General features: G+C 64.5%; 14 protein-coding genes, 1 tRNA gene, 1 pseudogene and 1 riboswitch. Of the genes and pseudogenes, 8 read left to right on the top strand and 8 right to left on the bottom strand.

Annotated features, from left to right (window positions below; translation table 11 throughout):
• Nucleotides 1-27 precede the first annotated feature (27 nt).
• A riboswitch (cyclic di-GMP riboswitch) is annotated at nucleotides 28-110 on the bottom strand.
• Nucleotides 111-492: 382 nt separating this feature from the next.
• The 3 genes from DGO_RS15530 to DGO_RS15540 form a co-directional block, all read right to left on the bottom strand.
• Nucleotides 493-1,821, bottom strand: a complete 1,329-nt coding sequence (locus DGO_RS15530) for a diguanylate cyclase (RefSeq protein WP_014695500.1) — start codon at nucleotides 1,819-1,821, stop codon at nucleotides 493-495.
• A gap of 141 nt (nucleotides 1,822-1,962) precedes the next feature.
• Nucleotides 1,963-2,571: a DUF305 domain-containing protein gene (locus DGO_RS15535; protein WP_014695501.1), complete on the bottom strand. Its 609-nt coding sequence runs from the start codon at nucleotides 2,569-2,571 to the stop codon at nucleotides 1,963-1,965.
• A complete protein-coding gene (locus DGO_RS15540) occupies nucleotides 2,568-3,065 on the bottom strand; it encodes a DUF3105 domain-containing protein (protein WP_043804133.1) in 498 nt (165 codons plus the stop codon). The genes DGO_RS15535 and DGO_RS15540 overlap by 4 nt, the downstream gene beginning before the upstream one ends.
• A gap of 214 nt (nucleotides 3,066-3,279) precedes the next feature.
• Here DGO_RS15540 and DGO_RS24045 point away from each other — a divergent pair.
• Nucleotides 3,280-4,167, top strand: a pseudogene (locus DGO_RS24045) (glycoside hydrolase family protein); the annotation flags it as partial.
• A gap of 96 nt (nucleotides 4,168-4,263) precedes the next feature.
• Nucleotides 4,264-4,599: a discoidin domain-containing protein gene (locus DGO_RS24380; RefSeq protein WP_264371057.1), complete on the top strand. Its 336-nt coding sequence runs from the start codon at nucleotides 4,264-4,266 to the stop codon at nucleotides 4,597-4,599.
• A gap of 131 nt (nucleotides 4,600-4,730) precedes the next feature.
• Here DGO_RS24380 and DGO_RS21230 read toward each other — a convergent pair whose 3' ends face one another.
• A complete protein-coding gene (locus tag DGO_RS21230) occupies nucleotides 4,731-6,947 on the bottom strand; it encodes an ATP-binding protein (RefSeq protein ID WP_014695503.1) in 2,217 nt (738 codons plus the stop codon).
• 650 nt (nucleotides 6,948-7,597) lie between these two features.
• On the opposite strand from DGO_RS21230, the gene DGO_RS15555 reads away from it, so the two are divergent.
• The 4 genes from DGO_RS15555 to DGO_RS15570 all read left to right on the top strand — a co-directional run bounded on the left by DGO_RS15555 (nucleotide 7,598) and on the right by DGO_RS15570 (nucleotide 13,680).
• The gene (locus DGO_RS15555) at nucleotides 7,598-11,302 is read left to right on the top strand and encodes an eCIS core domain-containing protein (RefSeq protein ID WP_014695504.1); all 3,705 of its coding nucleotides are present in this window, start codon (nucleotides 7,598-7,600) and stop codon (nucleotides 11,300-11,302) included.
• 2 nt (nucleotides 11,303-11,304) lie between these two features.
• Nucleotides 11,305-11,847 (top strand): hypothetical protein, encoded by a 543-nt coding sequence (locus DGO_RS23395; protein WP_145975435.1) that lies wholly within the window; start codon nucleotides 11,305-11,307, stop codon nucleotides 11,845-11,847.
• Nucleotides 11,848-12,056: 209 nt separating this feature from the next.
• Nucleotides 12,057-12,542 (top strand): hypothetical protein, encoded by a 486-nt coding sequence (locus tag DGO_RS15565; RefSeq protein WP_014695506.1) that lies wholly within the window; start codon nucleotides 12,057-12,059, stop codon nucleotides 12,540-12,542.
• Between the two features lie 466 nt (nucleotides 12,543-13,008).
• Entirely contained in the window at nucleotides 13,009-13,680 is a 672-nt protein-coding gene (locus tag DGO_RS15570; RefSeq protein ID WP_193352038.1) for a hypothetical protein, read from the top strand.
• Between the two features lie 55 nt (nucleotides 13,681-13,735).
• Here DGO_RS15570 and DGO_RS21770 read toward each other — a convergent pair.
• Nucleotides 13,736-14,744, bottom strand: a protein-coding gene (locus tag DGO_RS21770; protein ID WP_085961150.1) for an IS630 family transposase whose coding sequence is annotated in 2 segments (ribosomal slippage) — nucleotides 13,736-14,272 and nucleotides 14,274-14,744 — 1,008 coding nt in all. Because the reading frame shifts where the segments join, the coding sequence is not laid out codon by codon here.
• Between the two features lie 2,126 nt (nucleotides 14,745-16,870).
• Here DGO_RS21770 and DGO_RS21780 point away from each other — a divergent pair.
• Nucleotides 16,871-17,146 (top strand): DUF2271 domain-containing protein, encoded by a 276-nt coding sequence (locus DGO_RS21780; protein ID WP_226991530.1) that lies wholly within the window; start codon nucleotides 16,871-16,873, stop codon nucleotides 17,144-17,146.
• A gap of 286 nt (nucleotides 17,147-17,432) precedes the next feature.
• On the opposite strand, the gene DGO_RS15590 is transcribed toward DGO_RS21780, so the two are convergent.
• From DGO_RS15590 to DGO_RS15600, 3 genes are all read right to left on the bottom strand, one after another.
• A tRNA-Met gene (locus DGO_RS15590) sits at nucleotides 17,433-17,509 on the bottom strand.
• A 72-nt stretch (nucleotides 17,510-17,581) separates the two neighbouring features.
• Entirely contained in the window at nucleotides 17,582-18,595 is a 1,014-nt protein-coding gene (locus DGO_RS15595; RefSeq protein ID WP_014695512.1) for a serine hydrolase domain-containing protein, read from the bottom strand.
• A 45-nt stretch (nucleotides 18,596-18,640) separates the two neighbouring features.
• A complete protein-coding gene (locus tag DGO_RS15600; protein WP_226991531.1) occupies nucleotides 18,641-19,183 on the bottom strand; it encodes a hypothetical protein in 543 nt (180 codons plus the stop codon).
• Between the two features lie 244 nt (nucleotides 19,184-19,427).
• Between DGO_RS15600 and DGO_RS15605 the strand changes: the two genes are divergently transcribed.
• Entirely contained in the window at nucleotides 19,428-20,873 is a 1,446-nt protein-coding gene (locus DGO_RS15605; protein ID WP_014695514.1) for an ABC transporter substrate-binding protein, read from the top strand.
• Nucleotides 20,874-20,891 lie beyond the last annotated feature (18 nt).

Genomic DNA, 20,891 nt, shown 5'->3' on the forward strand with positions numbered 1-20,891 from the left:
GAGAATGCCCCCTCCGAAAAAGGTGGCTGGATGAAAAGCCGGTCGCACCACTGGCTCCCCTGTCCGAGGTGCCCGATTTACAGGACAGGTTCTTCGCTTCTCTTCGTCTAGAGGGACTCTGAACGAAGCGAGGGCATTCTCAGCGTGTCCGCCACACAGATCTCTTACCTTTCGTCGGACGCGGAGGCGTTAATGCCCTTCATATTTCGTCGAGCCTGCGGTTTCCCGGCAGAGGGTGGGGGAGCGGAAAAGACGCCGGAACACCTGACGCCGGCTCCAGGAGCGGGCGGGTCGGCCAAATGTTCGTAGAGAGCGCTCACCCCGGCCGACAGGTCCGGCGCTCCGCACCGCTTCACGGCCCAAGGCCTCAGATGGGCTTCCCCAAACCCAGGAGATGACCTAATCGGGCCCGGAGTCGAACCCGCCGTAGGGACGCTCTTCTTTCCGGTGGCCTGTACCTGCCCCCGCTGTGCCGGCCCAGGGCCGTCCTCGTCAACCTGCATCTTCTCCGCCCGGACGGATCCGTCCGGTCCGGGTCCCCTTGATGGCGTACATCGCCTGATCTGCGCGCCGCAGGACCTCCTCCGCCTCCCGGTCTTCCGGCCCGACGTGACTGAGGCCGATGCTCACGCCGATGTGCGCCGTATGGCCCAGCACCTCGTACGGCCTGCCGATGACCTGCTCCAGGCGGGCCGCCACGCCCAGCGCCGCGTCTGGCCGCTGGGTCGTCAGCAGGACGGCGAACTCGTCGCCGCCCAGTCGCCCTATCCCGTCCACCGGGCGCAGCGTCTCCCGCAACCGCTCCGCCACGGCCTGGAGCAGCGCGTCGCCTGTCGCATGGCCCCAGGTGTCGTTGACGTGTTTGAAGCCGTCCAGGTCCAGAAACAGCACCGCCACCGGCCCCGACACCGTCAGCGCCGCCGTGAGGCGGGCCAGCCACGCCGGGCGGTTCAGCAGCCCCGTCAGGGCGTCATGAGAGGCCGTGTATTCGAGGTGGGCGTTCATGCGGTGGAGGGTGGCCTCCTGTTCCCGCGTGACGGTCACGTCCCGGTCGACGCACAGCACCAGTTCCCGCTCCCCGATACGCAGCAGGCTCAGGTTCGATTCGATCTGAAGTGTGCGCCCATCCCGGTGGCGGTGCGCGATCGGCAGCCGAACCCCATGCGGCTGTGCGCGCAGCCAGCCGAGGTCTTCCGGCTTGCGCATGGACGTGGGTTCGCCCCGCAGCACGTCCATGGACTGTCCGATCAGCTCGCCCGGCGCGTACCCGTACAGGCGGGCATAGGCCGCGTTGCACTGGACGATGAGACAGGTCCGTCCCGGTCCGGACGGATCGAGCAGCACCACCCCGTCGGCCGAATGCTCGAACAGTGCCCGGAAGAGCGTCTCCTGCCCCTGCAGGGCCTGCCGGGCACGCCGTTCCTCCGTCACGTCGATGCCGGTAGCGACGACCAGTTCGACCTGTCCGTCCGGGTAGGTGCGGAAGGTCGTCGTCCAGCGGATAAAGCGCGGCTCACCCTGCCGGTTCATCCAGTAGTTCTCGTAGGAGCCCGGCTCGCCGTGGGGATTGAGGTGGGCGAAGGCCTCTTCGGCCCGGCGCGCCTCGGTCACGTCGAGGACCAGAGGCCACAGGAGCTGGCCCTGCACGTCGGCTTCCCGGTAGCCGGTGAGGCGTTCACAGGCCCGGTTGAAGCGCAGAATGCGTCCGGTCACGTCGAGGACGATCATGAGTGCGGCGGTCACGTCGAAGGCAAGGGCGGTGACCTCCGGCTGGGGCGCTGGCGCGGCGGGGGAGACCGGCTCGTGGCGCGGAACTGGCATACCGCAGGGTACAGGGTGAGGGGCCCTGCACCGCAATTGAAACGGAACTCTTAACGCCTGGCCTCTGCCTGAGCAGCGCCGATCGGGAAGGTCGAGCCCTATGTTGTCCGCCCGGCAGGGTTCACCAGGGTTCTGGGAAACTCACGGATGCGACATGCCCGGCATGTTCTCCGGCGCCCCGGTCGGCAGGCCCGGCACCGCCACGCCGCGCTGGAGCAGCAGGTGGTCGAGCACCCCGAGTTCGGCGCGCTGGGCCACCACCACGCGGCTGGCGAAGGCCCGGGTTTCGGGTCGGCGCAGGTGCTCAAGGGCGGCCTGCGCCATCGCCACGCCCCCCGCATGATGACGGCGCATCAGCCGCAGGAACTGCGTTTCTGCGGCCCGTACCGGCAGGGTCTCCAGGCTCGCCTCCTGGGCGGGCGTCGCCAGACCCATCGCGGCGCGGTCCATGCCGGCCATCGGCGGCCGCGCGCCGGCCTGAGGGCGATCCCAGGCCATCAGCCAGCCGCTCATCTGGCCGACCTGCGCCTGCTGCGTGAGCATGATGTCCTGCGCGAGGCGCCTGACCTCCGGATCGGCCGCCCGCCTGAACAGCGTGACACTCATGCCCACGGCCTGAAGGTGGTGCGCGCTCATGTCCCGGGCGAAGGTCACCTCTGCACTGGATTCTGCCGGTGGCCGGGGCCAGGCCAGCACCAGGGCGGCCGCCGCCGCCAGCAGGATCAGGCTCCAGGCCAGGACGCGGGTCATGCGGTTTCGCCGTAGCCCCCACTGCACGGCGCGCCGATCTCGGGCGCTTCTCCGCCCTGCTCGTACTTCTGGATGAAGGCCGGGATGCGGGGGTCGCTGGCCGAGGTCAGCGTCAGCTGCTTGTTCCAGGCGCTCAGGACGATGGGAGACGGCTGCGCCTCGTAGGGGGAGAGCAGGGTGTACGGGCGGCCCTGCACCGCCTCCCGGAGTTTAGCCACCTCTCCGGTGTCCAGTCCGGGTTGGTAGGTGATCCACACTGCGCCGTGCTCCAGGCTGTGGACGGCATGTTCGTCGTAGAGGGGCCGGTCGTACACCCCGCAGTTCTGCCAGACCGGGTGGTGTGGCCCGCCGACGGGGGGACGCTGCGCGTAGGTCAACCGCCCGGTCCGGTGGTCGCCCCCGCTGTACTTGAAGGACTGTACGCCCTCGATCTCCGAATTGCCCTGCGCGCAGGCAGTCAGGAGCAGGAGCGCAGGAAGAAGGATTCTGTTCATGCGTTCCGATGCTATCTGCCCGGAGGGGTGCGCCGTTGCCTCTCTCGAAATGTAGCGCTATATTTTGGGTACGAGACACAACTCGTCGGGGCGAGATCCCGGTTTCCCCTGCCCGGTCCGAGAGGGGGGGCAGACATGCAGGCCAGACCGTCAGCCCCAGGCCCGCCACAGCCCGCCGCCCAGCCGTTCTGATTCCCCTCCTGTGAGGTCCGTCATGACACGCCTGTCCATCCTGCGTCTTTTTCCCATCGCCCTGCTGCTGGGTGCCTGTGGGTCGTCGCCTGCGCGCCTCCCGGAGACGGCCGCCGCGCCTTCCCTCACCGCCCAGGCGACGGCCAAGAGCGCCAAGCGCGGCCTGGCCTATGATCTGGCCACCGCCCCCGACCTCGCCGCCCTCGCCCCGGGCGTGAGCTGGTGGTACAACTGGAGCCCGGCCCCGAACGGGGGCGCGCCCCAGAACGCCGCTTCGACCTATGGGATGGATTTCGTGCCGATGGTCTGGAACGGGAATTTCGATACCGCGTCGGTCACCGGCCGCCTGAAGGCGAACCCGGCGGTCAAGTATCTGCTGGTCATGAACGAGCCGAACCTCACCGATCAGGCCAACCTCACGCCCACGCAGGCCGCCGATGTCTGGCCCCGGTACGAACAGGTGGCGCGCGATACCGGTGTCAAGCTGGTGGGACCGCAGATCACCTGGGGCACCATGAGCGGCTACAACGACCCGGTCGCCTGGCTCGACGCCTTCTACTCGGCCTACCGGGGCAAGAACGGGGGCCGCGACCCCCAGATCGACTATCTGGGTTTTCACTGGTACGACTACGGTCTGGCCGGGCAGCTCGACCGCCTGACGAAGTACGGCAAGCCCTTCTGGGTCACCGAGTTCGCCAACTGGCACAGCGGTGACGGCAGTGCCCAGATCGACAGCGTCGCCAAGCAGAAGGCCCAGATGGCCGACATGGTGGCCACGCTGGAGGCCCGCAGCGACGTGTTCCGCTACGCGTGGTTCACGGGCCGCTGGCAGAGTGACACGCATTTCACCAGCCTGCTGGGGGCCGACGGGCAGCTGACCGAGCTGGGCCAGTATTACCTCTCGCTGCCGGGAGCGGCAGGCTCTGGTGGGGGCGCGGCGACGTGTGGGACCGCCAATCTGGCTCAGGGCCGGGCAGCCACGGCGTCCTCGGCCGAGAGCGGCGGCATGGCGGCGGGCGCGGCTTTCGACGGCAATACGGGGACCCGCTGGTCGAGCGCGTTCGCCGACCCGCAGTGGATTCAGGTGGACCTGGGCAGCGTGCGCTCCCTGTGCCGGGTCTCGCTCCAGTGGGAGGCGGCCTACGGCAAGGCCTTCCAGATTCAGGTGTCGAACGACGGCGCGGCCTGGACCACCCTGTACTCCACGACCAGCGGCGCGGGGGGCACCCAGAGCCTGAATGTCAGCGGCAGTGGGCGCTACGTGCGGCTGTACGGCACGGCGCGCGCGACCGGCTACGGCTACTCGCTCTACGAGTTCGGGGTGTTCGGCGCGGGCGGGTAAGGGCCAGAGGAGGCGGGGGCAGGAACTCAGGGCGGGCGGAGGCGTCCGCCCTGGGTTCCGCAAAGGGGCTTGCTCCGGCCCGAGCGCGGCCCGCTCCCCAGTCCTCCAGACCTGTCTCCCCGCTGCGCTTCTCAGCGGGCCGGAGGGGGCGCAGTCTTCGGCAGGGAAAAGCCGAAGGTCGCCCCTTCTCCCAGGGTGCCCTCGGCCCATACCCGTCCCCCGTGCCGCGTGACGATCCGCTTGACCGTCGCCAGCCCGATGCCCGTTCCCGAAAACTCCTGCTGGGTGTGCAGGCGCTGAAATGCCCCGAACAGCTTTGAGGCGTACTGGGGATCGAAGCCCACCCCGTTGTCCCGCACCAGGACCGCCCACTCCTGCTCCCGGTCTTCCACCCAGACCTGCACCTGGATCGCCTCTTCCTGCTGGCTGTACTTCACCGCGTTCTCCAGGAGATGCCGCACCACCTGCTGAAGCGTCGCCGCGTCGCCCTGCACGATGGGCAGCGGCCCGATGGTCCAGGCGACCGGCCGGTCCGGGAAGGCCAGTGTCACGTCGTTCACGGCCTGATCGACCAGGGTGCCCAGAGGGACCGCCTGGAGATTCAGGACGGCCCGGCCCGCTCTGGACAGGGTCAGCATGGCGTCCAGCAGCATGTTCATGCGCCCCGCGGCGTCCGTCACGATGTCGAGGTGCCGCTCGGCCCGCACGGGGTCCTGGCGGGTCAGTTCGCGGCGGGCCAGCGCAGAGAAGCCCTCGACATGCCGGACCGGCGTGCGCAGGTCATGCGACACGCTGTAGGTAAAGGCTTCCAGCTCCTGGTTGGCCGCCTGCAGTTCCGCATTCGACCGCACCAGTTGGACCTGCCGCTCGACCCGTTCGAGCACCGCCCCCAGATGTCGCACGGTCGTCAGCAGGATCGCCTGGTCGGCCAGCGTCCACGCCCGCGAGTCGAACAGCGGCACGTTGAACAGCCCCCGCACCTGTCCACCGATCAGGAGGGGGAGGGTGGCGTGCGCCGCCACGCTCTGCGCCACTTCGGGATCGATGTCCGTCGCCGGGTCGTAGCTGTCGACGAAGGCCGGTCGTCCCGTCTGCGCGATCTGGTCGAAGCTGGGCGTCTGGCCGACGGGAAAGCCCGCCTCCATCTGGGCCTGCAGGACGGCCGATCCCGATTCGCCCGTCTGGGCGCGCAGCTGCCACCGGCCCTCCTGCACCTCGTAGTACGCGGCGAAGCCCGGCGGCAGCAGGCGCAGCACCAGCATCTGGGCGCGCGCGACCAGCGCCACCGGATCCGGCATCTCGCCCAGGTCCTCGGTCAGTTCCAGCAGGGTTTCGAGTTCCTGGGTGCGGCGGTTCAGGTCATCCCGCTGCTGCCGCAGCTGACCCGCCTGGGCGGCGCGTTCCAGGCTGAGGCCCAGCCCACGGGCGACCGCGCGCACGATGGCCTGATCGCGCTCGGGCCACGACTCGGCCCCACGTTTCCCCACGGCGAAGATTCCCCGCGGCTCTGTGCCGATCAACAGGGGAATGAACCCGGCCGCGCCGTACATCGTTGCCTCGGACAGGGCGTTGCCCTCGGCGTCCCAGCCCCCGATAAAGACGGGTTCCCCGCGCTGGACGGTCTCTGCGAAAGCGGGGGCGTCCAGGGGCACGCCTCCTTGCATCTGCGCCACGACGTCCGGGCTGACGTCTTCGGACCACACGACCCCCCGCCAGACGGCCATATCGGCGTCGAGTTCGTAATACGCCACGCTCACGTCCCGGAGCTGGGCCTGGACCGCCGTGACGGCCTGCGCGGCCAGGCGGTGGGTGTCGGTTTCGGTACCGACCGCCTCGGTGAAACTCACGAAGGCGTCCAGCGCGGCCGTCCGCTCTTCCAGGGCCCGTGTCTGCGCCTGGACCTGTTGTTCGAGGGTCTGTGCATGCTGCGCCAGCTGGGCCTGGGCCGCCGCCTGGGCCGCCTCGGCCTGTTTGCGGGCGGTGATGTCCCGGGAGGTCGAGAGCAGGTGGGTGATGTGCCCGTGATCGTCCCGCAGGGGAGAGACGGTCATGCTCCACCACTTGGGCGTGCCCGCGAAGGTCCGCGCGGCTCCCTCGAAGCTGCGGGTTTCTCCGGCGCGTGCGGCGTCGAGGGCGGCGTCGAGCTGTGCGCGGCCTTCTCCTTCCCAGAACGCGGTCAGGAGGTTGTATTGGCACTGCTGGAAGTCGGGGATCTCCATGACCTGGAGACCGCCGAGGTTCATGGAAAGGAGACGGGCATCAAGGTCCAGCACTTTGATGCAGTCACCGTTGGCGTCGATGATGGCCTGAAGTTGCCTGGGGGTCAGGGCAAGTTCGGCAGACGTCATCGGTAAAGACCCGACAGGAGGCAGGAGAACCGGAACATCTCTTTCAGGATAGTGCCGGTGACCCGGCGCTCTGGACTTCTCCTAACGATTGATGCGGGTTTTGTGGCCGGGCTGAGCCCTGCTGGGCAGGGTGACCTACCGAGACGTCTGCCGCAAAACGGGAAGAGTCGCTTCTGCGTTTCCCTGGTTCCTTCGGTGCAAGAGCCCTCTGGATGCCAGAGTGCCGGCTCAGAACAAGCGTCTTCGCCTGTCCGTGAAATCCCAACCCGGCGGATGCGGTACAGCGGAAGGTCGCGGTCGCACCCGCTGTCCTATAGAGGTTGCCAGGGCGTCCATTACAGCTCTTCCAGAAGTGTAAAGTTCATCTGCTCTGTCATGCTCCTCCTCCTTGAGATCTGGGCTCGCTCAGGCGGGCCAGAGCCGCCTCAGGCTCCCGGTGCCATTGAGAAAGGAGGGAGGGCTCAGCGGCGGCCTGGGCAAGTCTCTGAAAGAGAAAGCTTTCGAAGCCGATCAGGTTGCGGCTAAACGCCCAGGCACCGGTATTCCTGCCGAATCCAGCGTCCGGACGCGGCCTGCTCCGAGACTGCCGAATTTGCCGCGCGTCTCCAACCCTGATCCTTCTATAGTGAGCCTGAAGAGGGAGGACCGTCATGACCTTCGTGCCGAGCCGCAAACCCATCCGCAAGGCCACCATCGTTCCTGCCGTGGCGCGGCCTATACCTGCCCCGCATCCAGTTGAGCTGAAACAAACTCAGGCCCAGCAGGCGCTTGACCAGCACACCCTGCGTCCGGTCGGGCCTCAGGGCCAAGTGGTCCAGCCTCCGCTGCGTGCCGCCGCTCTCGAGCGCCAGGAAGTTCAGCGGCTGCAAACGGAACGGCAAGTTCTGCAGGCGCAACTGGCCGCAGTGCCGCTTGCCCCTGAAATGGTGGAGGCGGCCCTTGATCGACAGATGCGGGGCACGCGCTCAGTACCACTTACCCGTCCCGTCACCCCCCAGGACTGGGTCACAGTGCTCCAGATGCGGGCGGAAGAGGTCGCCGGTAGACCTTTGAATTCCCGGCAGGTCGCCCAGTTCACGGCCCTGCAGCGTCAGGTGGCGCAGACCCTCGCGCAGGGCTTCCGGGCCGACCGTGGGCCCGCCGCCGCACGCTACGGCACCTATGGTGCGCACCTCGCCGATCTGCAGCGCCATCCGACCAGTGCGCCCGTCGCTCAGGTGGTGCTGGGGCTCGTTCCCGCAGCGGAGCGCCTGTCTCTGCAACGGGCCATGGACGACTCCAGCCGAGAGGCCCAGGCGCAGGAAGCGCAGGACAGCCAGGCCCTGCACAATCTGGCCCTGCAGCGCCAGATGGCAGAACTCGACGCCGAAGCTACGCAGCCCGTCCTGCAACGCATCGAGGCCCGGCGGGGCGGCGGCAACCCCCTCCCCGAAGTGGTTCGGCGCCACCTGGAACAGGGGCTGAACCATGATCTGAGCCGGGTCCGTATCCATGACGACGCCGAAGCCGACAACCTGGCCAAGGGTGTCCGGGCCACCGCGTTCACCACGGGCACGGACATCTTCTTCCGGTCGGGCCAGTTCCGTCCCAACACCCGCAGCGGCCTGGAGTTGCTGGCCCACGAAGTGACGCACACTGTCCAGCAGAGTCAGGGGCGGGTGGGGAAGGGCATCGATCCGGATGCCGGCCTGGAGAGCGAGGCGCGCACGATGGGCGCCAAGCTCGCCCGGGTGATGCCCAGCCCCAAGAGCCTGCTGCCGCCCAGCCCGTACGCCGCGGGCATATACAGCCCGGCGTCCGCCCTACGACGGGTCGAGGAAGGAGCAGCCCGGACCTTCGCCCTGAAGCCGCTGCAGGACCTGCAACCCAGAGCCGTGCAGCGTCTGGGCAATCCGTTCAGCTGGGCAGCGGACAAGGTCAAGGACGGCGCGCAGGCGTTGGCCGACAAGGGCAAGGAGATGATCGCCGGAGCACTGACCGCGCTGCCCGGCTACAAGGAACTGACCCTGGCCTTCGGCAAGGACCTCGTCACGGGTAAAACGATGGCGGGAAATCCGAACGCCATTCTCGAGGCCCTGGCCGGCTGGGTGCCTGGCCCCCTGAAAGACATCCTCGTGGCCTTGAAGGAAACGAACGCCATTCCCAAAGCCTGGGCCTGGTTCAAGGCCGAACTCGGCAAGCTGGATCTGGGGAGTGCCCTGGGCGAAATTGCCAGCGCCATCGGGAAGGCGGATCTCGGCGCAGCCAAGACTGCGGTCACCCGCCGCATCGGTGGCCTCAAGGCCCTGATCGTCGGGAGTGCGCGCAAGATCGCCGACATCGGCCTGACCGCGCTGGCCGCCGGGCTGGGACCCGTCGGGCAGCAGGTGATCGCGCAATTGCGCCGTGGTGGGGACCTGATCGTTCAGGTGCTCAAGAACCCGGCCAAGTTTGCCGGTAACCTCCTGAACGCCCTCAAGGGCGGCTTCAAGAACTTTGCCAGCCACGCACCGAAGCACCTGCAGAATGGGTTGGGCCAGTGGCTGACCGGCGCGTCCGGCATCACCTTCCCGGCGAAGCTGGACCTTCAGGGCGTCTTCCTGACGGCCCTGAGCGTCATGGGGCTGACCTACCAGGCGATGCGGGGCCGCCTGGTCAAAGCGATGGGTCCCAACGGGGAAAAGCGGGTCCAAACGGCTGAAGGCACCCTGGACACCCTCAAGACCATCCAGGGTGGTCTCCACAAGGCCGACGAGATGAAGGCCAACCAGGGGCCGGTGGGCGGGGAGGTCGTTTCCGGGCTGAAGTCTGAGGTGACCAAGAGCGTGGTGATGGCGGGCACCACGAAAGTCGCGAGCATGCTGATTCCGGGCGGCGGTTTTGTGCAGGCGCTGATCGGGGCCTTCCGCAGTGTGCAGTTCGTCGTCCAGCAGGGCCAGCAGATCATGGGCGTGGTGGCGAGCGCCGTGCAGAGTGTCGGGGCCATCGCGGCCGGGAACATCGCGGCGGCCGTGAGCGGGGTCGAGAGTACCCTGGCGCGCAGCATCCCCGTCGCGCTGGGGTTCCTTAGCAAAGTACTTGGTCTAGGGAACATCGGTGCCAGAATCAAAGCGGTCATCGGCCGAGTCCGGGGCAAGCTGGACGCGCTGTTGGACAGAGCGGTCGCACGGATCCAGAAATTGATCGAAAGGATGACGCCGACCAGTCGAAAGGGCAAGCCGCAGACCCCAACCGCCGACGCCGAGAAGACCAAGGACCATGACCAGCGTGTCGCCAAAGGCCTGGCAGATATCCCACGTATCGAAAAAAGCTTCTCGAAGAGTGGACGGCTGCCGAATCAGGAGGCAGCCCGCAACGTGGCGCGGGCCGTCAAGGGTCGACACTCCATCTTCAAATCGGTGACCCCCCGCTTCGACCGGGAAGGGGTGACGTACGACTGGGTGGCGAGCAGCGGCAGTCAGCCCGGCAGTACGGGATTGATGACCCTTCGACTCGACCTCAATACGATCCGCAAGGAGCTGTGGCCCGACCGGATTTCCTCGAGTGGCAAGAAGAACGATGGTGGCCGTCCCGCCTGGTCGCAGTCCACGAAGCGGGCCCTGTATGAAAAGTACAGTTCTCTACATCAGCCTGCGAAGGGTCCCTTGAGTGGACGATTCAGGCCCCCTGGCCTCCTGGACGGACAGGATCGTCGACATATCTACGCCTTCGACCAGATGGTGACCAATCGTGTGAGTGCCCTGAACGGCCAACCTTACGATCCTGCCGCACAACTCTTGAAGAGTTGGGGCGTCCCTTCCGTTCAGCCCACCTACGACTCCATTTGGAAAGGGCTCAAGACTCTGTTGACGATGGAATTCAACAAGATCGACAACTTGTTTGTCGGAGATCAGGTCGAGAACCAAACGATCGGACGGGAAATGGAGCTGGGCGAACAGGCGCGTGACAAGGCTAAACAGGTGGCGGCGACGACAACCGATCCCAACCAGAAGGCCGCGGCCCAGCAGGAAGCTCAAAAACAGCTGGCGGTAATTTCCACCAAAGCGACGGATGTCCCCACCGGTGACGCCCAAGGCCTCGCCTTGACGATTCGTGAGCGCAACATCATCGATGCCATCTCCAATTCGAGCATCAGGCCATTTGCTGGGCTGGAAGGCAAGGCTGCCCGCATCAAGGAAAGTCGTCATGCCTCCTCTCCCCATCCAGATGCTCAACTGTTGGAAGATGCCCTGACCGAGATGGATCTCCTGCGGCGGAACATCGATTTCCTGTCCCTATTTTCCAAAAAGGGGAATGTCGCGGCCAACGACGCGATTCGAGCTGCGGTCGTTGAGGGCACGGCGAAAATTCGGCAACTCTCTGACTATGTGAGGTAATGATGCAACTAGACGACTTGAAGCGCGCCTATCAAAGTGGGAGTGGAAAGACGGACGCAATCGAAGACGCCCTTGAAGCTGTGCTCAGAACGCCCAGTCCCGAAGCCGATGCCTTCTTCTTTTCCATCATCGACAGGTACCGACCAGAAGACCGTGCCTTCTGGATCAAACAGGCCATCATGTACGCCAGTAAGGCTGTCGATCGCCAGGTCGGTCAGGAAAAGCTCGAAGAAATACTGGAGCATCTCGAACGCTATTGGAATCTAGGTCCACTGCTGGGGACAGTCGCCACCCAATTGGGCCGTGTCGCGAGTTACCCAAACTCAACCCTCGGAAAGACCATCGAATTCGGGGGCCTGGGAGAAACGGAAGCGGACCAGATGATCGTCAAGATCATTCGCTCAAGTGCATACGGCGCGTACATTGCGACTGCCACGGACTTCCATACTGGGCGAGATGCCGGGAACGAGATAGAGAGCCGTGACATTCGGCCCACGTTGACCATGGCTGAGGAGTTCATCTCTGGAGTCTCGCCACGCGCGTAACGAAGGGTAGCTATGTTCCGCCTGAGTGCTATTGAGGAGTAGATCACAGGAAGGACAACTCGGATCAGGTCGGCTGAGTTTTGGAGGCCGACGTATAGGGTGCCATGAAGATGCCCAGTTCCTGTCAGTGTCCCGAGCAGGAGTCAATGTTCGAAAAGTGTAGGAGAATTTGGACGTATTGGATACCATTCAGTGAGCCAGAGGGGGCCTTGCTGGCTGATCTGGACGCGTCACTTCTTCAGCCGGATAAACAATGGGACGAGTTCTACCACGACGTGATTCATTCCTTCGATAAGGATTCGGACTTCTTCTGGATCGGTTACGCGATCAAATACGCCTCACGAGCGGTCGACAAGCAGAGTGCAGCCGAAGATCTGGAATGGATCCTCAACCATCCGGAACGGTACGTGGTGCTAGGGGGATTGTTCGGGTCCGCGGCCAGTTATCTCGGTCTGATCGCTTCCTATCCGAACGCTTCTCTTCTGAACCTGATGCAGGCGCCGGACACGGGCGATGAGGACATTGATGGTGTCCTTCAATTTGCTCGCGCGGCAGCGTTTGGGGCCCATGTCACCACGGCGACGGACTTCGACTTCGGCATGAATGCCGGGCGTCGGGCCAAGTTCAGCGCCGAGCGACCTTCACTGGAGCAGGCGGAACGGCTGATTCGGCAATGGCGTGAGCAGCACGCCTGAACGATGAATGGACTGACTTTTCACTGTCCTGTGGACTTTCAACGACGACGTAAGCTCATATCAGTAGCATTCGACCTGTTGTGTGAGAAGTGTGAATAGCACACAAGCTGGCTCAGCAGACCTCATGCGAAAATCTTGGTCTATGCGGCCTGCGTCATGAGCGCCTGAAATCTCTTCTGAGGCCAAGGTCAGGGGTATTTCCGCTGCCCGACCTCCTGAGGACGGAGCAGAAGACACGGGAGGAGGAAAAGTACGTATCGTCGTCCACGTCGCTGGGGGAGCCTTGCCGGATTATCCATGTAGTCTGCTCTGTCCCAACTCCAGCACCAACACTTCAAATCGGTTCTTGACAGTCTCTAGCGCGCATTTTGGCGATGCAGACCAGATGGACGCTGCGTCGCTGAAAAAAACATGCTCGCGCCTTTCAGACCGATATTGTGTGTGTCCTGATGTCTTTAGGAGCCTGATGCAAGAAAAAGTGATTGTGCTTCGGTCAACAGCGGGCAATCTTCTGACTGGTCGGCGAGTGACCCAGTTGGCCAGTGCGTCCGATGTCCATCGGATGAACTTTCAATACATGGGCGAAAATGAAGTCTCCGAAGAATATGTCCACTACACCTTTCTTGATCCTGAGCAGGGCGCTGAGTTTGTTCTGGTTGATGATTATCTCGAAGATATCGCCTACGTCTCTTTGCAAAACGTCCCCGAGTACGCCATCGAGACGATGAAGCAGTGGCTGTCGGAGCACATTGGACTCTTCACGCCCGAAGAGGTGCAGGCGGCGCTGACTGAGGATCTCGAAGGCAACGCGTCTCTCCTGACCCACCTCGGTCTCATGGAAGATCGTGAGACGCCTGATGCCAGAACAGTTACCCTGGTCAAACGCGCTTTGAACTCATCCGTGACTGAAACTGTGGAAAGGGCTTTGGTGGCCGCGCAGTTGCTCGGCTGGCCCGAGTTGCACCAGGCGGTCCAGGCCCTGTCCACGCAATCGCCTGATCCTCATCTCCGAGAGTTCGCCCGGAAGGTCGTGGTACAGCCGAACGCAGCCCTCACCTCACACCGAACCCTGAACCTCATGGAAGTCTTCAGGAACAGAGCGCCGCTCAATCTCAGGATTCGTCCTGTTGGGCGGTAGGCGGTTGACAAAGGTGAGACGAGGCAGCCGGTGTCGAGCTTGCGGCTGACCTCCTTTATTGATCACGGCGTAGGTTTGCATCCATGAGGTGTTGTGGGAGGTCAAGATATCGGACACGTTGCCACCCGCCGATCAGCTTTTGCTTCAGTGCCGTTAGGGTGCGGGCACAGAAATTCCCCAAAACCTGGCGCTTCACGTACGCCCAGACCAGCTCGATGGGATTGAGCTCGGGCGCATAGGGAGGCAAATACACCAGAGAGAAGCGTTCGTGGCTTGCCACGAACGCTTGCACTGCTTTGGCGCGATGGATGCCGGCATTGTCCAGCACCACCACGATGTCTCCCTGGATATGGCGCAGCAGGTGCTGGAAGAACCCGATGACGTCCATGCTACGGATCGCACCTGTCTTGGTGTTCTGCAAGAACTGCCCACCCGACGTGATCGCCCCAATCGTCGAGAGCTTCTCCCAGTTGGCAAGCAAGGTGACCAGGGGCGTCACGCCCCTGGTGGACCAGGTCCGTCTGCGGACCCCTTTCAGGGCAAATCCCACCTCATCCAGGTAGACGAGCGTGGCGCCCTCAGCGACCTTTTTTTTCCAACTCCGGGGCCACCTGTTCTTTCCAGCTGGCGATCCGAACTTCATTGCGTTCCGCCGCACGCCCATCAGGCATCTGCGGGGTAAAGCCCAACCGACGCAGGATGTGCCTGACATGGTCATGGTGGTACCAGACCTCGAAGTGCCGGCCGATCAATTCGCTGACACGCCGGGTCGTCCATGTCTCGTCCCGAAAGCCGTGATGCACCGCACCCTCCCGCAGGAGGGTACGCAACTGCTCACCTTGCTCCGCCGTAAGCCGCGAGACTGGCCCCCTGGCCACGGTGGCCTGAAGACTGCCGTTGCGTTTCAGCCGACCTTTCCAGCTGTACACGGTGTGCACCGAGACCCCAAAGTGATCGGCGATCTCCTGATTCTTGTGCGTTCCGCGTGCGATCCATTCAAGCGCCGCGAGGCGGCGCTCTTCGAGTTGAGTACGGGAATAATGGGTAGGTTGCCATCCAGGCATGCCCCAAGACTATCAATGCTAAGCCGTGACGTGATCAATAAGTTGCTTGCTTTCGAAGCCCGATTGGTCTCCGCCGCGATCGAGTCAGCTGATGGTCTGTATGTCCGTACCACAGACGATGTCCTCAGCGTGGGCCCGAATGGTCAGGTCACTCGTATTCATACGTTGGACGAGCAGTCTTCCTTTGGATTCAAAGGGCTCGCCCTTCATCAGGGGGCCTGAGCATCATAGGCCTGCTTCGGGGCGAGGAAGCGGAAAGCATGCGCGTTGCGAAATCTCCTCATCCAGAGGGGCTGGACCGGTCCGGGCGGGGTACAAAAGCGGCATGAACTTTCCGCTGTTTTTGACCTTGAAGATGGCCTTCGGTGTGGTGGCCGGGGCCGTTTCAGAGAGGATCATGGGGGCGCAGAATTGACAGAACTGACACCTAAAAAAGAGGGGAGAAGGGGGTATTTTCGGAGAGGTCCAGAGCTACGTGAGGAAGTGCAAACATCAGGCCTGATTTCTGGCACTCAGACGCCCAAACTGGGGCGCGGAGGGGAGGCAGAACAGATAGAACAGACAGCCTAAAAAAAGGAAGGAAGCACAGGTGCCTAGCCGTTACAGGTGAAGTTTGGGTGCGTTTGCACGGCGGAGAGTAGACCAGCGATTTCTGGTGTTCCAGATGGCATCAAAGGGAAGAATCGCTTGGGCTAAAACCTGTCAAAACCTGACATTGCGGCGCGTGCGAACTGAGGGCAAGGCGGAGGTGTCCGAATCTGACAGCGGCCCGGCGCCGTGGGCTGGGGGCGCTTGACACAAGCCCATAGAGGATGCACGGAGGCTTCACCGTGGAGGGCTAGCCCAGGGCCTGAGCTCGCGGCTGCTGGGGTTCAGGACCTCTGACCGATGGCCCTCTGCCACCTCCCAGATCACGTCCTCCTGAGCTTGTCTGGAGGGGCCAGGAAGCCCGGAGCGAAGAGAGGTGCTGCCGGGCGAATAGAGATGCAGCAGGGTGGGCAACCCCGGGCCTTCTCCAAGGCCTCAGAGGCGCTTAGTCGAGGTCGAGTGGGCAAGAGGGGTGCGTTCTCCCTCGGTAAAGGGTCAAAGACGAGGCGATGAAAGGGGCACTTTTGCCGGCGCGCGACCTCCTGTTGGTCACTGCAAAAGCCCGCTCTACGACCCAGACCTCCGTCCCTTCAGGCCCGGGTCTGCCTGCTGCTCACACGCACCCTGCGGCTCCGCCGCAGGAGTCTTTGTGGTGTCTCGCTGGCCCCTGGCCAAGCCCGGCCTCTGGCCTGCTTGGAGAGGCGGCCCGGCCTGCCTCCAGCAACCCAATCAGTGCCCTTCATTTAACACTTGGCTGCACTTCTCGGAGGCGCCCTCCCGCTCTTCGAGCGCCCGCTGATCGACGGGAAATTTCGGAGGACTGTGCTAGGGAAAGGCGCCTCCTAGGCCAGCAATTGAACGACGAAAAGACCGCTCGTTCTCTGAAAGTGGACCCAGGATCTGGGGACTCCCCCGTGAATGATAAGGAAGAGTCGAGGCCGAGACGGGTTTGAGGCAGGCTTTCGGGCCCGCTCCAACCCATGAACGATAAGAAAAAGACTCATTTACTTAATGCTCTACAGCAGAAGAACGGCAAGACACAGGTTCCGGAGCCCTTGCTGCCCTGGAGAGCCCCGACGGCGTGCGTCCCTTGGGACATGTCGACCCGCTGGCAGGGGGCGGAGGTCTGATCTGGAGCCTGCCGTCCGTCGGGTAGAAGGGGATCACAACGATGCGGGTCACGAAGTTTGGGAGCGTGGTCCTGGCGCAGCATCGCCGGGGCTCTGGAGCTCAGGCCCCAGCGGCCGCGGCTGCAGGATCTGGGCCGGGCGGGCAGGGACCCTTGCGGCCCTGCTTCTGGCGGACCAGGGAGCGCCGCCATGATGTTCGCACCTGGGCTTTTCCGACCGGAGGGTACCGAGTGCGAACGGACTCAGGTGGGGCAGCCTTCCTGGGGAGATTCACCTGGAGCTGAATCCTATCCTTGAGCACCTGTGGCGAGGGGTATGGGCGAGTCATGTTTACCCCCATGCAGCGGAAGGACGTCGTCCCCCTTCGCTGGCGCTCCGCGTGCGGGAGAGGAGGGTCCACAGGGCGCTGTGGGGCGGAGCATTCTCCCTGCTCCCCAAACATGGTCTGAGAGCCGTAGCGCCACCCGCAATCCCGGTTCCTACGCCGTCGCCTGGGACGGCAAGAGTGACAAGGGCGCGGCGCTGCCCCAGGGCGACTACTACGTGTGCCTGGAAACGGCCCGCGAGCACGGTCCCTGCAGTCTCGTGCGCGAGCAGCTGACCGTGGGCGCGGGCAGCTTCAAGAAGACGCTCGGGACCAACAACGACCTGACACTTATGCTGGCCTACCGCGCGATCGGTTGAAAGGTTGATCGAATCTCCTACGACTCAAGTCATGTGATTTCACCATTGACGGGTCTGACGCTCTCCCCACGAGCGTTAGCGCGAGGACTGAAATGGGGTAGACCTCTACTGGTCCTTCAATGCTCTGCTCTGGGTGGTCGGATGCCTTCGTATACCGCGCTTCTCCCCAACCTGCGATAGAGGCTCATTCAAATCTCAGAAAAAACGCGCTCCAATACTGGCTCCAATAGCGTGTCAGAGCGGGAAAATACAAAAGCAAAAATCCCCCGTTGTGGACGGGGATCTTTGGTGGCGATGCCCGGACTTGAACCGGGGACCTAACGATTATGAGTCGTTCGCTCTAACCAGCTGAGCTACATCGCCTCTCCTGGCCTTCTCAGGCGCAGGCAAGAACCTAGCATGGCTGCGGCAAAAGATGCAAGTGGACCTCCAGGTTCAGCGGGAGGCGGCCAGCAGCGTATTCCCCACCGCCCGCCTCAGGGTCTGGATGTCGATGCTCGCGTGCCGTGAAGGATGAACCCGGTTGGTCAGGAGGACCCAGGCCAGCCCGGCTTCCGGCTCGACCCACAGGCCCGTACCGGTAAAGCCCGTATGGCCGTAGGCCTGAGGGCCACACAGCCCGCCGCCGCTCCAGCCCGGGACCATGCCCACAAAAGCCAGTGTGCGCCCCGGCACTTCCAGGCGGAGGGCAGCGGCCTGCGCGGCGGGCGGCAGCCACCCCCCCCGCAGCAGGCCCTCGGCCTGGTTCAGGACGCCTCCGAGGGTGCCGAACAGGCCTGCGTGCCCCGAAAGTCCACCCAGCGCCGCCGCGTTCTCGTCGTGGGTCTCGCCGCGCAGCAGTCGGCCCCGCCACACGCAGACTTCGGTCGCCACGCTGCGCCCCGCCTCCGGTGAGAAGCTCAGGCCCTCGTCGAGGGGAAAGTCGCGCAGGGGCTGGCCGTAGACCCGCTCCAGCACCTGGCCCAGCAGCAGATACCCCAGGTCCGAGTAGACCAGCGTGCCGGCTTCGGCCATCGGCCAGGGCTCCTGCAACAGTCGCGCGCGGATCAGCGCCGCGTCCCCCCAGGTGTACAGCGGAGCCCAGGCGGGCAGGCCGGCCGTGTGACTCAGCAACTGCCTCAGCGTGCGCCTGCGCAGCGGCGTGTCCTGCATCCATGCGAGCTCGGGCAGGAACCGTTCCAGGGGATCGTCGAGGTCCAGTCGTCCCTGCGCGGCGGCACGCAGGACCTGACGCGCCGTGAACAGCGGTTTGGTCAGGCTGGCGAGGTCCCACCACATCCCGGCCTCCAGCGGCACACGTTCGCCCTGGCTCTGGGCAGCCCCAGCGACCAGGGTGCCGCGTGCGCCCGAGCGGTCCACCACGCCCAGGGCCGCGCCGCTCAGGCCGCTGTCCAGGGCCTGCCGCAGCACCCCGGCCGTCGTCTCCGGAATCTTCAGTTCGCTTGGCATGTCCAGCAGGCTACGCTCCGGCGTGTGCCTGCGGTGGGCCGCGGGTCAGTCCAGTTGCCCGGCGCGCGCCAGTTCGTCCACGAACAGCGGAGGCTGGGTCTGCTCGATGCGCTCCCACACGCGGGCCAGGGCGTGGGGGTCCTGAATCGGCGCGGCCAGGGTCAGGCAGGCGAGGTGGTGGGCACACACCAGCCGGACCCCCAGGTCGCCCAGACGCGTCTGCTCGCTCGGGGTCAGGAGGGTGGCGAAGGCGTCGCTGTCACCGATCGCCGGATGGGACCGGCCGCGCAGCGCCGCGCTCAGGAACCTGGACACCTCGGCCGGGTTGAGCCAAAAGCCGAACATCAGCTCGTCGGACAGGCGGTCGAGCAGCCGCATCTCCTCGGGCCGGATGCCCTTCCGCACCAGCCCGCGCGCCAGCTCCTGCCGCTGCAGCCGCCTTCCCGCATATTCGCTCAGGCTCAGGAGGTCGCCGGGCGGCGCGACGCGGCCCCCCACGGCGGCGCGCAGGCGGTAGGCCAGCACGTAGCCCTGAAACTCGCGCAACATCTCCTGAATCCCCCGGTCGGGGGCCACTGGCCCTGGCATGCCGCCGAGTCTAGAAGGGGAGACGACCTCACATGCTGGTCCCGGCCGCAATTGCGCGTCTGGTCCTGCCTTCCGGGGTACACTTCAGGCTCCCGTCTTCGCCGCACGTTCCTGAGGGTCTGTTCCCGGCTGTTCCACGTCGTGCAGAGCTGTACGGAGTTCATTCTGTCCGGTAACAAATCAGGCAGTTGAGGTTGCTCATCTTCTCTAAGCTGCCTTCTCCGACGACCAGGGAGGTCCACTCATGATGCGAAAGAGACTGTTGTCCGGCACGCTGCTGCTCGGTGCGGCGCTGCTCGGCCCGGCGCAGGCCGCCCCCGGGGCCTGGAAGGGCACCATCACCATGTACGTGCAGGAATACACCCCCAACTGGCCCGACGCGGCCAAGCCCCTCAAGGCCTTTCAGCAGATCGCCGACGAGTACCGGAAGGCCAATCCCGGCATCCAGATCAAATTCAGCACGTCGCCTATTCCCGACAACGACACCAACGTGCGGGTCAAGGCGGCGGCCGGTGAACTCTTCGACATCTACTGGGCGCAGTCGACCAGCCTGAACAGCACCTTGCCCAAGGGGGTGGCGGTGGACCTCGCGCCCGTCTTCGCGCAGCCCAACCCCTATATTCCCGGCAACAAGGCGTGGCAGGACGTGATGAACAAGACCCAGGTCGCCGAGAACCGCGCGCCTAACGGAGCGGTGTATGTCCTGAGCGCGGACAATGTGGCCTTCACGATCTTCTACAACAAGGACCTGTTCAAGAAGGCGGGGATCTCCAAACCGCCGACGTCCTGGCCTGAACTCATTGCCGTGTCGAAGAAGCTCAAGGCGGCGGGGATCAATCCGTTCCATCAGGTGCCCGCCTACCCGTGGTGGGGGAACTTCTTCATCAGCGACCTCTACGCCAAGGAGTTCGCGCGCTTGACCCGCTTCGACGGATTGCCGGGCCAGTCGGGTTTGGACGAGGCGGTCGCCATCCACAAGGGAATCCTCAGCCCGAAGGACCCGCGTTTCATGTCGTGGTGGCCGACCTTCAAGCAGCTGACCGACACCTGGCCGCGCGACTACCTGACCCTCGACGCCTCCAAGAACTACGACGCCTTCAACCAGGATTTCGTGGGTGGCAAGTCGGCCATGATCTTCGAGGGCAGTTACTCGATCCGCAGCCTTCAGGACCTCGGGGCCAAATTCGCGGTGGGGGCCTTCAACTTTCCGGCGCTCACCAAGGCGCAGAGTCCCTACGCGACCGGCACCTATGTCGCCAACTCGGTGGGGGGGAACGGCTCGTTCCAGTACGCCGTCAGTACACCTTTGGCGAACAAGACCATGCGTGAGGCGGGCAAGAGTGCGGCGGTCCTCGACTGGATGCGTTATTTCGGCACGCCGAAGAACGTGCAGCGCATCATCGTGGAGAACGCGACCTACGTCCCCACTTGGCCGGGCGTGAATGCGCCGCTCTCGCCGAGTTTCGACAGTACGCCCTTCAAGCAACAGGCGACCAAACCCCGTCTGGAGCTCAACGTGGGCAGCGCCGCACCGGGCCTGGGCTGGACGGACATGCAGCGTATTTTCGGGCTGTACCTGTCGGGGAATATCACGCTCGATCAGGCCAAGTCGCAGGTCCAGACCCTGCTCGACAAGTCAGCCAACGAGTACGCCCGCAAGAACAAGGTGGATTTTTCCAACTACAAGTGAGTGGTGGCCGAGACGACC

Origin of the sequence: Deinococcus gobiensis I-0, assembly GCF_000252445.1 — a bacterium.
GTDB lineage: Bacteria > Deinococcota > Deinococci > Deinococcales > Deinococcaceae > Deinococcus > Deinococcus gobiensis.